10 protein-coding genes are annotated in these 13,459 nt (G+C 67.2%); 7 read left to right on the forward strand and 3 right to left on the reverse strand.

The features are described 5' to 3' along the window. A complete protein-coding gene (locus tag ACWEO2_RS03135; protein ID WP_452403824.1) occupies positions 1 to 3,411 on the reverse strand; it encodes a carboxyl transferase domain-containing protein in 3,411 nt (1,136 codons plus the stop codon). Between the two features lie 28 nt (positions 3,412 to 3,439). Here ACWEO2_RS03135 and ACWEO2_RS03140 point away from each other — a divergent pair, with 28 nt between their 5' ends. Next, complete coding sequence (locus tag ACWEO2_RS03140) at positions 3,440 to 4,051, forward strand: TetR/AcrR family transcriptional regulator (protein ID WP_452403825.1); 612 nt, start codon at positions 3,440 to 3,442, stop codon at positions 4,049 to 4,051. A 333-nt stretch (positions 4,052 to 4,384) separates the two neighbouring features. Next, positions 4,385 to 5,836: an amidase gene (locus tag ACWEO2_RS03145; RefSeq protein WP_452403826.1), complete on the forward strand. Its 1,452-nt coding sequence runs from the start codon at positions 4,385 to 4,387 to the stop codon at positions 5,834 to 5,836. A 307-nt stretch (positions 5,837 to 6,143) separates the two neighbouring features. On the opposite strand, the gene ACWEO2_RS03150 is transcribed toward ACWEO2_RS03145, so the two are convergent. Then, positions 6,144 to 6,824 (reverse strand): TetR/AcrR family transcriptional regulator, encoded by a 681-nt coding sequence (locus ACWEO2_RS03150; RefSeq protein ID WP_452403827.1) that lies wholly within the window; start codon positions 6,822 to 6,824, stop codon positions 6,144 to 6,146. A gap of 68 nt (positions 6,825 to 6,892) precedes the next feature. Between ACWEO2_RS03150 and ACWEO2_RS03155 the strand changes: the two genes are divergently transcribed. The 3 genes from ACWEO2_RS03155 to ACWEO2_RS03165 all read left to right on the forward strand — a co-directional run bounded on the left by ACWEO2_RS03155 (position 6,893) and on the right by ACWEO2_RS03165 (position 9,884). Beyond that, positions 6,893 to 8,002, forward strand: coding sequence for an FAD-dependent oxidoreductase (locus ACWEO2_RS03155; protein WP_452403828.1), 1,110 nt, complete (start codon positions 6,893 to 6,895; stop codon positions 8,000 to 8,002). 21 nt (positions 8,003 to 8,023) lie between these two features. Further along, positions 8,024 to 8,254 carry a hypothetical protein gene (locus tag ACWEO2_RS03160; protein ID WP_452403829.1) on the forward strand — a complete coding sequence of 77 codons (231 nt, stop codon included), beginning with the start codon at positions 8,024 to 8,026 and terminating at the stop codon, positions 8,252 to 8,254. A gap of 400 nt (positions 8,255 to 8,654) precedes the next feature. Beyond that, complete coding sequence (locus ACWEO2_RS03165) at positions 8,655 to 9,884, forward strand: glycosyltransferase (protein ID WP_452403830.1); 1,230 nt, start codon at positions 8,655 to 8,657, stop codon at positions 9,882 to 9,884. Between the two features lie 189 nt (positions 9,885 to 10,073). Here the strand turns inward: ACWEO2_RS03165 and ACWEO2_RS03170 are convergent, their stop codons facing one another. Continuing rightward, a complete protein-coding gene (locus ACWEO2_RS03170; RefSeq protein ID WP_452403831.1) occupies positions 10,074 to 11,624 on the reverse strand; it encodes a flavin-containing monooxygenase in 1,551 nt (516 codons plus the stop codon). Between the two features lie 147 nt (positions 11,625 to 11,771). Here ACWEO2_RS03170 and ACWEO2_RS03175 point away from each other — a divergent pair, with 147 nt between their 5' ends. After that, positions 11,772 to 11,909, forward strand: a complete 138-nt coding sequence (locus ACWEO2_RS03175; protein ID WP_452403832.1) for a hypothetical protein — start codon at positions 11,772 to 11,774, stop codon at positions 11,907 to 11,909. A 48-nt stretch (positions 11,910 to 11,957) separates the two neighbouring features. Next, entirely contained in the window at positions 11,958 to 13,379 is a 1,422-nt protein-coding gene (locus ACWEO2_RS03180; protein ID WP_452403833.1) for an APC family permease, read from the forward strand. Positions 13,380 to 13,459: the final 80 nt, after the last annotated feature.

Consider the following 13,459-nt stretch of genomic DNA (forward strand, 5'->3'; position numbering starts at 1 on the left):
TCAGCACAGGGTGCGGATCCAGCGTCGGGTGTCGGCGGGGTCGATCACATCGTCGAGTTCCAGGACAGTGGCGGCGGTGAGGGCCTTGCCGTTGGCGTAGGCGAGTTGGACCAGGTTGTCGAAGGCTTCCTGGCGTTCGGCGGGGTCCTCGATGGCCGCGAGTTCCTTGGCGAAGCCGAGGCGGACCGCACCCTCCAAGCCCATACCGCCGATTTCGCCGGTCGGCCAGGCGATGACGAAGCGCGGGGCGCGGAACGAGCCCGCTGCCATCGCTTGTGCGCCGAGGCCGTACCCCTTGCGGATGATGATGGTGCCGAGTGGGACGGTCAGTGCGGCGGAGTCGATGAACAGCTTGCTGAACTTGGTGACGGTGGCTTCCTTCTCCGCTTCCGGGCCAACCATGAAGCCTGGTGTGTCGCATAGCGATACGATCGGCAGGCCATGTGCGTTGCACAGTTGCAGGGAGGCGCTGAGTTTGTCGGCTGCGGGGGCATCGATCGCACCGCCGAGGTGGTGGCAGTCATTGGCTATGAGACCGAACGGGCGGCCTTCGACTCGGATGAGCGCGGTGACGACACCGACACCCCAGTCGCGACGCAGTTCGAGCACCGAGTCGACGTCGGCGACCGCTGCGATGACCTCACGGATATCGAAGGCGCGCAGTCGGTTCTCCGGGATGGCATGGCGGGCGACACGCGGATCCGGTGCTGCCCAATCCCGCAGGGGCCCCTGGAAATACGACAGATAGCGGCGGGCAGTGGCAACCGCCTCGACCTCGTCGGTGGCGACGATGTGGACGACACCGTTGCGCCGTTGGACATCGATGGGGCCGATGTCCTCGGGTGCATACACACCGAGTCCGCCGCCCTCGATCATCGCGGGCCCACCCATGCCGATATTGGCATCAGGGGTCGCGATGACCACATCGCACATACCGAGTAGAGCGGCATTACCCGCGAAACACCGCCCGGACACGATGCCTATCAACGGAACTCGACCCGATAACGCACCCATCGCACGGAAGGTCGTCACATCGAGGCCGGAGATGCCCGAGTAATCGGTATCCCCCGGTCGCCCGCCGCCACCCTCGGTGAAGAACACCACGGGCAGCCGCTGTTCGTGCGCCAGTTCCAGCATCCGGTCGGTCTTGGCGTGATTGCGCATGCCCTGGGTGCCCGCCAACACTGTGTAGTCGTATGACATCACCAGTGCGCGAGCGGCTTCCGCCTCGAATACGTCCGCGTTGATGGTGGCGATGCCGCCGATCAATCCGTCCGCCGGGGTGTTCGCGATCAGATCCTCAGGGCTGCGGCGAAGTCGCTGTGCGGCGACAGCCAGGGCACCGTATTCGAGGAAGCTGTCCGCATCGACAAGGTCGTCGATGTTCTCCCGGGCCGTGCGGCGACCCAACCGGTGCCGCTTCGCAACGGCCGCCGGACGACACGCATCCAGCCCGATTCGATGCCGCTCCCGAACCTCGGCCAGATCGGCGCGTATCGCATCCAGGTCGATGGCCTCGATATCCACGGCCGGACCATCGTGGTCTGCCTCGACCCAGCTCAGCAATAATGCGTGTGGATCAACCGTCGCACCCGGCGCCACAAAATGCCGCAACACCCGTAGTGGACGCTCCGCTCGCAGCACATGCTGCATCTTCATCGCCTCGAGCACAACAACTTCCGCCCCCGCCGCGACAACACTGCCCTGCTCCGCAAGACTCATTACCGTCGCACCCATCGGCGACCGCATCCCCTGCTCATCACCGTCCAGCACGGCATCGACCGCCGACTGGTTGCGCGTGGAGTCCGCCGCCCGGTCCTGACCAACCACGACAGGTTCGTAATCGCCTGTCCGACCGACGAGTTCGCCGATATGTTCCTCGAACCACGACGTGGACACGGTGGCACCATCGGCGAGCTGATCCAGCACGGCACGCAACAGACGGGCATTGGTGTCGACGCCCGCGATCATCGTTTCCGCCAGCGCATCCGAACAGCGTCGCACCGCGGCCGAATACGTGGGTCCGTGCGCGACGACCTTTGCCAGCAGCGAGTCGAACCGCGCGCCCTGCCGCATCCCGGTGAACGCCGCGGTATCCACCCGAACCCCGACTCCGGTCGGCGCGGCGAATTCCGTCAACACACCGGTACTCGGCAAAAACTCCCCACCCGCCGTCACCATCTCGGCATTGACCCGCGCCTGCACCGCAAACCCGCGGATCCCGGCAAGCCCCACGTTGCCGTTTACATTCGGCCCGGCACTATCCACTAGGCCGTCGGTCTGCGCATGTCGGCCGTGCTGCGCAACGTTCGCGACGCCGTGTTCAGAATCCGACCATCGGGAGCGGCCTGCGTGATCGTGTGCTGAGTGTGCGGGCGAAAAGTCCCTGCACTCAGCAGCTTCCACGAGTTCGCGGGGCTCGGCATCCAGCGCGAGATCATTCAGTCCGGCACCGAGCGCGAGATCAAGTTGTACCGCGACCAGGTCGACGCCGGTCACAGCTTCGGTGACCGTGTGTTCGACCTGCAAACGCGGGTTGACCTCGAGGAACCAGGCGTCGTCGGCGGTGACCAGGAATTCCACGGTGATCACGCCGCGACAGGAGACCGATTCGGCGATCCGGATGGCGTCGCGGTGCAGTCGTTTCCGAAATGCGGCAGACAGATTCGGAGCCGGGGCGATTTCGATCAGTTTCTGGTGGCGGCGCTGGACGCTGCAGTCGCGGTCGCCGAGGGTGATGGCCCGGTCGCCATCTGCGATGACCTGCACTTCGATGTGTCGGGCGGCGGCGGCCAGTGCCTCGGCGTAGACAGTGTCGTTACCGAAACCGGCGCGGGCTTCGGCCCGGCAGCGGTCGAGTGCTTCGGCGAGTGCGTCGGCCGTGCGCACCACGCGCATGCCGCGTCCGCCACCACCGGCCGCGGCCTTCAGCATCACACCGGCGGGGTGAGCGGCGAGGAATGCGGCCATCTCGGCGGGATCCGCGCCGAGTGCCGTCGCGGGCAGTACCCGAACCCCGGCCTGCCGCGCGGCATCTCGAGCCGACAGTTTGTTGCCGAAGGTGCGTAGCACCTCGGGCGACGGGCCGACGAAGACCAGCCCGGCTGCCGCGCAGGCCGCGGCGAAATCGGCACTCTCGCTGAGGAATCCGTAGCCGGGATGCACCAGCGCACCCGCACCCGCCGACTTGGCGGCGGCGACCACGGCGGTGCTGTCGAGATAGGCGGCGGCTCCGACGCCGGGCAGTTGGACCGCGCCGTCGGCCAGACGCACCGGAAGGGACGCCGCTTCGTCGCCGGTATACAACGCCAGGGTGGCGTAATTCCGCTCGCGGGCGGTCCGGAACACCCGGACCGCCACCTCACCCCTGTTCGCCACCACCACATGCATGCCGACAGTCTGCGTTGACATTGACGTCAATGTCAACGACGATGAGCGCATGACTCAGGCAGCCTGGGCGGTCCGCGCGGCGCGGGAAAGATCGCATACCAACCGCCACCGCGCCCTGCTCGACGCGGCTGCCCGCGTCTTCGCCGAGCGCGGCTACGATAGGACCACCGTCGCCGATATCACCGCCGCCGCAGGCGTTTCCCGTGCGACCATGTACGTCTACTTCGCCTCCAAGGACGAAATCTTCCTCGCCCTCGCCGCCCAGGTCCGCGATGACTTTCTCGCCGCCCAGGAACCGGATATCGACACCGACGACCCCCGGGAAATGCTGGCCGCCACCATCGATGCCTTTGCCGCCGCGGTCCGCAATGCCGGCCCCATGCTGCGCCTGATCGACGAGCGCGGCGCCGTGGACGACCGCGTCGCCGCCCTCGCTCAGGAAATCGCCGAACGCCCCATCCGCCGCTTCACCCGCTACCTCGAACGCCTCCGCGCCGCAGGCCGCATCTCCCCCGCCGTCCCGACCCGAATCGTCGCCGAAACCATCGGCTACGCCCTGACCCGCGGCACCCTCACCCGCATGGACGCCACCCCGCGCGCCCGCGCCACCTACCTGGCCCACATACGGACCGTCGCCGAAACCCTCCTGTCCCCGACCTGATTCGGGCCCCATCGGCCCTGACCCCGATCATCGGACGTGCCGCTGGCCGAAACCGACTCGATCCGTTCACATCTCTGGCCGAATCGGAAACTGCCGCAGCACATCACGATGGATGAGTATTGAGATATCTATCCCGTTGTGCGAAGCGGTATTTCATGGCCCGTCTTACTGGAGTCAGCCCACTGCCGACGCCGTGACCTGGGGTTGGCCGTCTTCGATGGCAGAACGAGTGCGTGACTTTGCCGGTGCAGGTGGCCCGTTCCGACTTTCCGGCGGATGCGGGCGGGCTCGTGTGGGGTCGAGCGCCTGCGGCAGGCCGGTAGGTTCGGATTCATGGAGTGGAGCTTTCTGGCGGCCGAAGAGCTTTCGGCCGCGTTGCGTGCCGGTGCGGTGACCTCGGTGGAACTGACCGAGGAGGCGATCGCCCGTATCGAGCGCGACGACAAGGTGATCAACGCGATCTGTGTGCCGGACTTCGACCGCGCGAGAGCTGCCGCACGCAGTGCCGACCAGGCGCGTGCCCGCGGCGAGGACCGGCCGCTGCTCGGCATTCCCGTGACGGTCAAAGAGTCCTACAACATCGCCGGGCTGCCAACGACCTGGGGCATGCCGATGCACCGGAACTACGTACCGTCCGAGGACGCGGTACAGGTGTCGCGGCTGAAGGCTGCGGGCGCGGTGATTCTCGGCAAGACCAACGTGCCGTTCATGCTGCAAGACTGGCAGAGCTTCAACGAGATCTACGGCACCACCAACAACCCGTGGGATCACGCTCGCACGTCGGGTGGATCCTCCGGCGGATCAGCGGCGGCGCTGGCATCGGGATTCGGCGCGCTGTCCATCGGCTCCGACCTCGCGGGTTCACTGCGCAACCCAGCGCATTTCTGCGGTGTCTACGCACACAAGCCGACCCTCGGACTGGTGGCGACCCGCGGGATGGTGCCGCCGCCCGCACCGGCGTTGCCGGTCGACGGCGACCTCGCCGTCTGCGGTCCGATGGCGCGCACGGCCCGCGACCTCACGCTCCTGCTGGACGTGATGGCGGGACCGGACCCGCTGACCCACGGCGTCGCCTACGACTTGACGCTGCCGCCCGCACGCCACCAGCGCCTCTCCGACTTCCGGGTCCTGGTCCTCGACGAGCATCCGCTCATCGCGACCGGGTCTGCTGTGCGGGCGGGTGTGAACCGGGTGGCCGACGCGCTCGTCGACGGCGGGGCCCGCGTCGAACGGCACAGTCCGATACTGCCCGATCTGACCGAAGCCGCGACGCTCTACGTGCAGTTGCTGCTTTCGAACGCTGGCGCGCGTATTCCCGCCGAGGCGTACGAGCAGCTGCGGACCCGCGCCGCCGGACTGAGCGCGGACGACCAGGGTCTCGACGCGGCGTGGCTGCGCGGCATGGTCCTGAGCCACCGCGATTGGATCGAGGCGGACATCCGCCGTGAACTGCACCGCCACAGCTGGCGGCAACTGTTCGCCGAGTTCGATGCCGTGGTGTGTCCGATCACGTCGATTCCCGCATTCCCGCACGACCACAACCCCGACCGCGGGGAACAACGGATCGACATCGACGGCGTCGAGTACCCGTACAGCGACCAGCTCGTCTGGGCCGGTCTGGCCACCATGCCCGGCCTGCCCGCCACCGCCATCCCAGCGGGCCGGTCCCCCGAGGGCCTGCCGGTGGGAGTTCAGCTCATCGGTCCGATGTTCGAGGACCGCACCCCGCTACGGCTGGCCGAACTGCTCGAGCAGAAGATCGGCGGCTTCCAGGCACCGAAGTAGTGCGCACCACCCGGCGAGGACGAGGGTGCAGACCGCACCCAATGGCCAGCGGCTACGCCATATCCGTTGTTCTTCGCGCGATTGCTACGGGAAACCTCCTCCCGCACATCCCTTTCCGAGGTTCACGGTCCCGGTGGTAATGGCCGAAAATCCAACGAAGTTTGGGCATATCCCCTGCTAGAGGGTGATTCGATGGTTTCGTGCGCAGTGCGGATGGGTTGCTGGTCGGCTGGTTGCCGATGCGGGCTGGGTGTCAGCGCCGAGCTGGTGCCACGGGCGACGCTCGTCTGGTCCCTCGGGTCGCGCGTCAGCTCGAGATGCGGGCTTGGATGCCGTCGAGGAGGAAGTCGAGGCCGGTCCGGAAGGTTTGGTCGGCGTCCAGGTGGGCGCCGTCGCGTATGACCGCGGCCAGCGCGGGGAATCGGCCAGTTGCGAAGGTTCGCTCCAGATAGGGCCCGAAGGCAGCCTGCCATTGCTGCTTGTCCATCCCGCTGGCCCGCTCGGCGCGCCGCTCGGTGATCTCCCGGCGCACCGCGCCGATCACGTACGCATTGACCGCGTCGACCACCGGCATGACGGTGTCCACATCGACGCCGGCCATTGCGGCCACCACAGCCTCTCCCCTTGCCAGCGCGTGCGGCCCGAGCTGGGGCCGCCCACCGATCAGGTCGGCGAGCCATTCGTGCTGGTGAGCGGCCTGTCGGGTGGTTTCGGCAAGGGAGCGCAGCACCTCTCGCCAACTGTCTCCGGCCGGCCGGATCTCGGCGTAGACCGCATCGACCATCAGGTCGAGCAACTCCTCCTTGGTGGCGATGTAGCCGTACAGCCGCATCGGCCCGACATCCAGTGCGGCGGCAACCTTGCGTAGCGACACCGCTGCCAGCCCGTCCGCGTCCGCCAGCCGGATCGCCGCTCGTACGATCCGCTCCCGGCTTAGTGGGGCCGGCACCGGTCGATCCGGCGGCTCCGGCCTCTCCCACACCAACATGCCGCTGACGATACATCGCACACTGCGATACAGTGTATCGGATAATTCAGCGTATCGAAGGGGCGACCATGACCATCACCATCGTCGGAGCCGGTCTGGGCGGCCTGACCCTCGCCAGGGTGTTGCACGTGAACGGCATCGACGCCGTCGTGTACGAACGTGAACCCTCGCGCGGCGCGCGTGGTCAGGGCGGCATGCTCGACATACATTCCGGGCAGCGAGCGCTGCGTGCGGCCGGCCTGATCGACCAGTTCCACGCGATCGCCCGCGGCGAAGGGCAGGACATGCGCCTGCTGGAGCCGGACGGCACCTTGCTGCTCCAAGAGGACACGCCCGACGACGCCCCCCTCGAGCGACCCGAGGTCGACCGCGCCGATCTGCGCAACCTGCTGCTTGATTCCCTCCCCGAAGACGTGATGCGCTGGGGGCACGCGTTCAAATCCGCCGATAACGGCTTGCTGCACTTCGCCGACGGCAGCAGTGCGACGTATGACCTGCTGGTCGGCGCGGACGGCGCGCAGTCCCGGGTCCGCACGCTGCTCACCGACGCCCGGCCGACGCATATCGGCCAGAATGTCGTCGAGGTCGGCATTCCCGACATCGACCGCACCCATCCCGACCTCGCAGCGATGGTCGGGCGCGGCAACTACTGGGTGCTCGGCAACGGACTATCCCTGGCGGCGCAGCGCAACGGCGACGGCCGCGTTCGCATCGGCCTCAGCTTCTATAACACCGCCGAGGACTGGTTCGCTACCAGCGCGATCCCGTTCGACGACCCGGCCGCGGCCCGGGCGCGGCTGATCGAACTGCTCCCCGGCTGGGACTCACGGTTCACCGCGCTGATCGCGGCCTGCGACGACACGGTCGTGCCGCGGTCGATCACCACTCTCCCGGTCGGCCTGACCTGGCCGTCGACGCCAGACATCACGCTGCTCGGTGATGCCGCGCACTTGATGCCGCCGGTGGGAGAGGGCGCCAACATGGCGCTGCTCGACGGCGCCCTGCTCGGCCTCGCGCTGGCCGCGCACCCGGACGACTTTCCCACCGCCGTAAAAGAATACGAACGCGAGATGTTCGAACGCACCAGCGCTGCCGCCCGGATGTCCGCCCGCATGCAGGAAATCCTGACATCGCCGGACGCCAGCCGGAGAATTCTCGCATTCTTCCAACCTGGCTGAAATGTCACCGAAACCCTCCCGATGGTCGCCGAGTTCGAGGTCAACCGCAACCACCTGCGCACCAGCGAAGGCATGGCTGAGGCCCGCGCTAAAGGACGCCTCGAGGGCAAGCAGCCGAAACCGCCTCTCGCAGTACGCAAGACGATTCACCGCTGCTACCACGACCCAGACGACGACAGCCTGGCCGACGAATACAGCGTCGGCCGTTCCGGCATCCACCGCATCATCAGCGGCCCCGCACCGCGGACATAGCCACTCACACCAGAAGTCACTATCAGCCACCAGATTACGCCGGGCCTGTACACCAATCAGGCGACTCGCCCCGGTTCGACCGCCACTGACCAGCGGCTACACGAACTTCGTTGGATTGTCGGCGATTACTGCCGGGACCCCGAAACGCGAAGCGCGCAACCTGCCGTACGAAATCCGCTGTAACGCAACGGATCTGCCGAGCACCGAGCACGCGACCGATGCACGCGGGGCGAGGCCGCAAGTTGGCGAGAAGGCCATCCGTCCGCAGCGGATAAGAAGATCGAAGGAACCCCTTCCCCCTTCAACCTATAGCGCACCCGGGGGCTTGCGGCAAGACCCGGGTCGTGGCCCATCATTGTCGGCCGAAGGCCAGGAACTGCGGAAATGGGAGATTCGCGAAGTGCGTGTGCTGTTGACGACGTGGGGATCACGCGGGGATGTCGAACCACTAGTGGGGCTCGCAGTGGCGTTGCGAGGGCTCGGTGCGGAGGCGCGGGTGTGCGCGCCGCCGGACGAGGATTTCGCGGCGCTGCTGGCGCGGGTCGGTTTGCCGCTGGTGCCGCTCGGGCCGACGGTGCGCTCGGTGGTCGCGGGCACGAAGCCGCCGACCGCGGAAGATGCGTTCCGGCTCGCTCCCGAGCTGGTCGCCGCGCGGTTCGACACGTTCACCGCAGCCGCCGAAGGATGTGACGCGCTGCTGGCAACCGGCCTGATGCCAGCTGGCGCACCCGACGTGGCCGAGAAACTGGGCATCCGCTACGTGTACGGGTGCTACCACCTCGCCGGACTGCCGTCGCGACACTTCGCACCAGGGGCGCGGCCGGGCAAGCAGTCCCCGCGGGACGAGACCGACAGGCGGGTGCTGTGGGAGCAGGACGCCCAGCGGGTGAACACCTTGTACGGTCCAGCGCTCAACAGCCATCGAGCGGCGATCGGCCTGCCGCCGGTGGACAACGTTCGCGACCACGTCTTCACCGACCAGCCGTGGCTGGCAGCGGACGCGACGCTGTGCCCGTCGCACGGCATGACGGACCTCGACATCGTGCAGACCGGGGCGTGGATCCTGCCCGACGACCGTCCGCTCCCGGAAGGGCTGGAGGCGTTCCTCGACGCGGGTGAACCACCGGTGTACGTGGGCTTCGGCAGCATGGCCGCGCACGCCCCGAAGGACATCGCCCGGGTGGCCATCGAAGCGAGTCGCGCGCTCGGCCACCGCGTTCTCCTCGCGCGTGGCTGGGCCGAGCTGGCGCTGATCGACGACGCCGACGACTGTTTCGCCGTCGGGGAGGTCAACCAGCAGGCGCTGTTCGGCCGGGTGGCCGCGGTCGTGCACCACGGCGGCGCTGGTACCACGACGACGGCCGCCCGAGTCGGAGCGCCTCAGGTGGTGGTCCCGCAGATCGCGGACCAGCCGTACTGGGCCGATCGGGTGGCCGAGCTCGGCATCGGCGCGGCACACGACGGCCGGACGCCGACCGTTGACTCCCTGTCGGCTGCGTTCGATGTCGCCCTGGCCGCCGAGACCCGAGCGCGGGCAAGGGCCGTGGCCGATACGATCCGCACCGACGGGGCGACGGTGGCCGCGAAAATGCTCCTGGACATGACCGAAGGGAGCGGGTCCGCGGGCTGATCGCCCGCCGGCCGCGCGAGGCAGGCCCTGCGCTTGTCCGCGCGGCCATCCGGGGACCATCGAGCCCGTTCAAGGGCCCCTTCTTGCGGCGGCGGCCGAACAGACCCTGCGGCGCGCATCAGCCGACACGGACCGCGATTCAACGCGTGGGCGTATCTGGACGCCGAATGGCAACGGCCGAAAGAGCTTTCACGCGCTGCGGGAGACGACGGCGGCCGCGCCCTGGGCGATCAGCTTGCGGGCCTGGCCGGTCAGCTTGCGACCGGGACGGGCGGAGCCTGCCGCACCGTCGAACGTGAGAACCCCGTCCTCCAGCGGCGCCTTGCGGAGTAGCGCGCGATCGCGGAAGTAGTTGTTGACCACCTGCCACGGACCCCGGCTGCCTTGCCGCGGCATCACGCCGTCGCCGCGCTGGATATAGCCGGAGGTCAGCGCGCCGCCCATCACCGATTGCTCGGAGCGGTCGGCGTCCTCGGCGACCGCGACCACCTTCGTGAAGCCGTGCGACTTCATGTGGTTGAGGATTCGGCAGAAGTATTCGGCGGCCAGATCCGCCTTCAAGGTCCAGGATGCGTTCGTGTAGCCGAGCACCAGCATCGCATTGGGGATGCCGTCGAGCAGGGTGCCCTTGTAGACCACCCGCTCGCGGGTAAGCACGGGTTCGCCGTCCACTTCCAACGTCGCGCCGCCCAGGATCTGCACGGTCAGGCCGGTCGCGCTGATCACGATATCGGCGGGTAGCTCCTCGCCGGATGCCAAGCGGATGCCGGTTTCGGTGAAGGTGTCGATGTGGTCGGTGGCGATCGAGGCCTTACCGCTGCGCAGCACCTTGAACAGGTCACCGTTGGGGACCACACAGAGCCGCTGATCCCACGGGTTGTAGGACGGCGTGAAATGCCGCATGTCGATGTCCCTGCCGACCTGCATGCGCACGGCGCCGAGGAACAGCTTCTTGGCCAGTTCGGGATTGGTGCGCGACAGCTGGAAACTCGCCCGCTGCAGGGCGATATTGCGCGCCCGTCCCGCTCGGTAGGCGATCTTCTCCGGCACCCGCGCCAGCTTCATCCCAACCGCGACCGGGTCGTCGGCGGGCAGCGCCGTGATGTAGGTGGGTGAGCGCTGCAGCATGGTGATGTGCGAGGTGTCGTCGGCCATCGCCGGAATCAAGGTGATCGCGGTGGCGCCGCTGCCGATCACCACGACGCGCTTGCCGCGGTAATCCAGATCCTGCGGCCAGTGCTGCGGGTGCACGATCGGCCCGCCGAAGTTCTCCTCGCCGGGAAATTTCGGGCGGTACCCATTGTCGTAGTCGTAGTAGCCGGTGCAGCCGACCAGGAAGTTACTGGTGAAGATCTCGGTCTCGCCGGCCTGCTCGTCGAGCGCCTCGACGGTCCATTGTCCGGCCTCGCTCGACCAGCTGGCCCTGGTCATCTTGCGCCCGAAGTGAATGTGCTCGGTGACGCCGTACTCCGCGGCGGTGTCCTCGATGTACTGGCGGATATGCGGTCCATCGGCGAGCACCTTGGTGCCGATCCAGGGACGAAAGCCGAAGCCGAAGGTGTACATATCGGAGTCGGAGCGGATGCCCGGGTACCGGAACAGATCCCAGGTACCGCCGATGGCACGGCGGCGCTCCAGGATGGCGTAGCTGCGTCCGGTCTGTTCGCGGGTGAGATGGCAGGCCATCCCGATGCCGGACAGACCCGCGCCGATGATCAGTACGTCGACATGCCGCGTCATTGAGGTATCCGTTTCGTCTGGTCTCACCCGGACACCCTTGTCCGAGCGTCCTCACGAGATTACGTGTTATCGACAGTAACGTCTAGTGGCCCGCTTCCCGATCGCCGCAACCAATTGCGCATTGACGCTTGCCCGAGAATTGCCCCGATGCTGGATTGCGCCGCGTGCAATACCGCGCTCGGCGCGCAACCGCACGGCACGCATATTTGCGCCGATGGTTGCCTGTCGATCGCCCACAACCGCCCCGGCGTCAACCGCGTCGACTCCGCCGATCAGAATGGATAGCCGACTCCGTCCCGTCGGCCGGAGCCAGAGCACGCAGTGAGGGAGTTCATGACCAGCGCAACCCGATGGCGCCGCCGCCTGCCCGACTCCGCGACGAGCCAGGAATCCGGGGCGACCCTCAAGCGCAGCCTTGGTCGCATCGATCTCACCGCGATGGGGGTCGGCACCATTGTCGGCGCAGGCATCTTCGTCATCACCGGAGTCGCCGCCGCCGAGAAGGCCGGGCCCTCGATCGTGCTGTCGTTCCTGCTCGCCGGCACGGTCTGCGTGCTGGTCGCACTCTGCTATAGCGAACTCGCGGCCATGGCGCCGGTCTCCGGCAGTGCCTATACCTACACCTACGCCACCCTCGGCGAAGGTCCGGCATTCCTGGTCGGCTGGAATCTGCTGCTCGAATTCGTCATCGCAGGCGCGGCGGTGGCGATCGGCTGGTCCGGCAGCGTGGTATCGGCGCTGGACACCATGTTCGGCATCACCCTGCCCACCGCGATTACTGCGGGCCCGTCCGAGGGCGGCATCGTCAATCTGCCCGCCGTACTGGTCATCGCCGCTATCGTTGCGGTGCTCGTCGGCGAGGTGAGCCTGACAGCCCGGATCACCAAGGCGCTGGTCGCCGTCACGATCGGGGTGCTGGTCCTGGTCGTCGCGATCGGCGCACCACATATCGATATCGGCAATTGGACCCCGTTCACACCCTTCGGATTCGGCGGCATTGTCGGCGGCGCCGCCATCGCGTTCTTCGCCTTCCTCGGATTCGACGTGGTCGCCGCGTCCGCCGAGGAGGCGCGCAATCCGCGCCGCGATATCCCGTTCGCGATCATCGGCACCGTCCTCATCGCGACGCTGCTCTACGCATTGGTGAGCGCGGTGCTCACCGGCATCGCACCGTTCGCGAGCCTGAACAACGCGTCGCCGATCGCGACTGCCTTCGGCAATCTGCACATCGGCTGGATCGGCAATGTCATTGTGATCGCCTCGATCATCGCGCTCACCAAGGGCCTGCTGCTGATCGTCTACGCACAGGTCCGGCTGATGTTCGCGATGTGCCGCGACAGACTGCTGCCGCGCGGACTCGCCGAAACCGGTAAGCGCGCTACCCCGGTCCGGCTGACACTGCTGCTCGGCGTGGTGTGCGCGACCATCGCCGGTCTGCTGCCGATCGATATCGTGGTGGAATTGGTGAATATCGGCGCGCTGTCGGCCTTCGCCGTCGTCTGCGTCGGTGTCCTGGTCCTGCGCAAGCTGGAACCGAATCGGGAACGCCCGTTCCGCACCCCGCTGGTACCGCTGGTGCCGATTCTCGCGCTCATCGGCTGTGTACTGCTGGCAACCACCTTGGACGGACTGACCTGGGTGCGGTTCGCGGTCTGGGTAATTGTCGGTATCGCGGTCTACCTGGGCTACAGTCGCAAACGCTCCACTTTGGCAACTCCGGCCATAACCGTCTCAACGGTTTCTGCCGACCGGTAGCCGGTGCGAATTTCGCCATTGGGATTCTGCACGAATGCATTCCGAGTCATTGCGTCGCGCAGACGAATTCGGCACGCTCT

Source organism: Nocardia sp. NPDC004278 (assembly GCF_053602975.1).

What these genes read in the sequence shown, in the direction of transcription:
- ACWEO2_RS03135 (WP_452403824.1), bottom strand. Translation starts at nt 3,411, where the DNA reads ATGTCAACGCAGACTGTCGGCATGCATGTGGTGGTGGCGAACAGGGGT.
- ACWEO2_RS03140 (WP_452403825.1), top strand. Translation starts at nt 3,440, where the DNA reads ATGACTCAGGCAGCCTGGGCGGTCCGCGCGGCGCGGGAAAGATCGCAT.
- ACWEO2_RS03145 (WP_452403826.1), top strand. Translation starts at nt 4,385, where the DNA reads ATGGAGTGGAGCTTTCTGGCGGCCGAAGAGCTTTCGGCCGCGTTGCGT.
- ACWEO2_RS03150 (WP_452403827.1), bottom strand. Translation starts at nt 6,824, where the DNA reads ATGTTGGTGTGGGAGAGGCCGGAGCCGCCGGATCGACCGGTGCCGGCC.
- ACWEO2_RS03155 (WP_452403828.1), top strand. Translation starts at nt 6,893, where the DNA reads ATGACCATCACCATCGTCGGAGCCGGTCTGGGCGGCCTGACCCTCGCC.
- ACWEO2_RS03160 (WP_452403829.1), top strand. Translation starts at nt 8,024, where the DNA reads ATGGTCGCCGAGTTCGAGGTCAACCGCAACCACCTGCGCACCAGCGAA.
- ACWEO2_RS03170 (WP_452403831.1), bottom strand. Translation starts at nt 11,624, where the DNA reads ATGACGCGGCATGTCGACGTACTGATCATCGGCGCGGGTCTGTCCGGC.
- ACWEO2_RS03175 (WP_452403832.1), top strand. Translation starts at nt 11,772, where the DNA reads ATGCTGGATTGCGCCGCGTGCAATACCGCGCTCGGCGCGCAACCGCAC.
- ACWEO2_RS03180 (WP_452403833.1), top strand. Translation starts at nt 11,958, where the DNA reads ATGACCAGCGCAACCCGATGGCGCCGCCGCCTGCCCGACTCCGCGACG.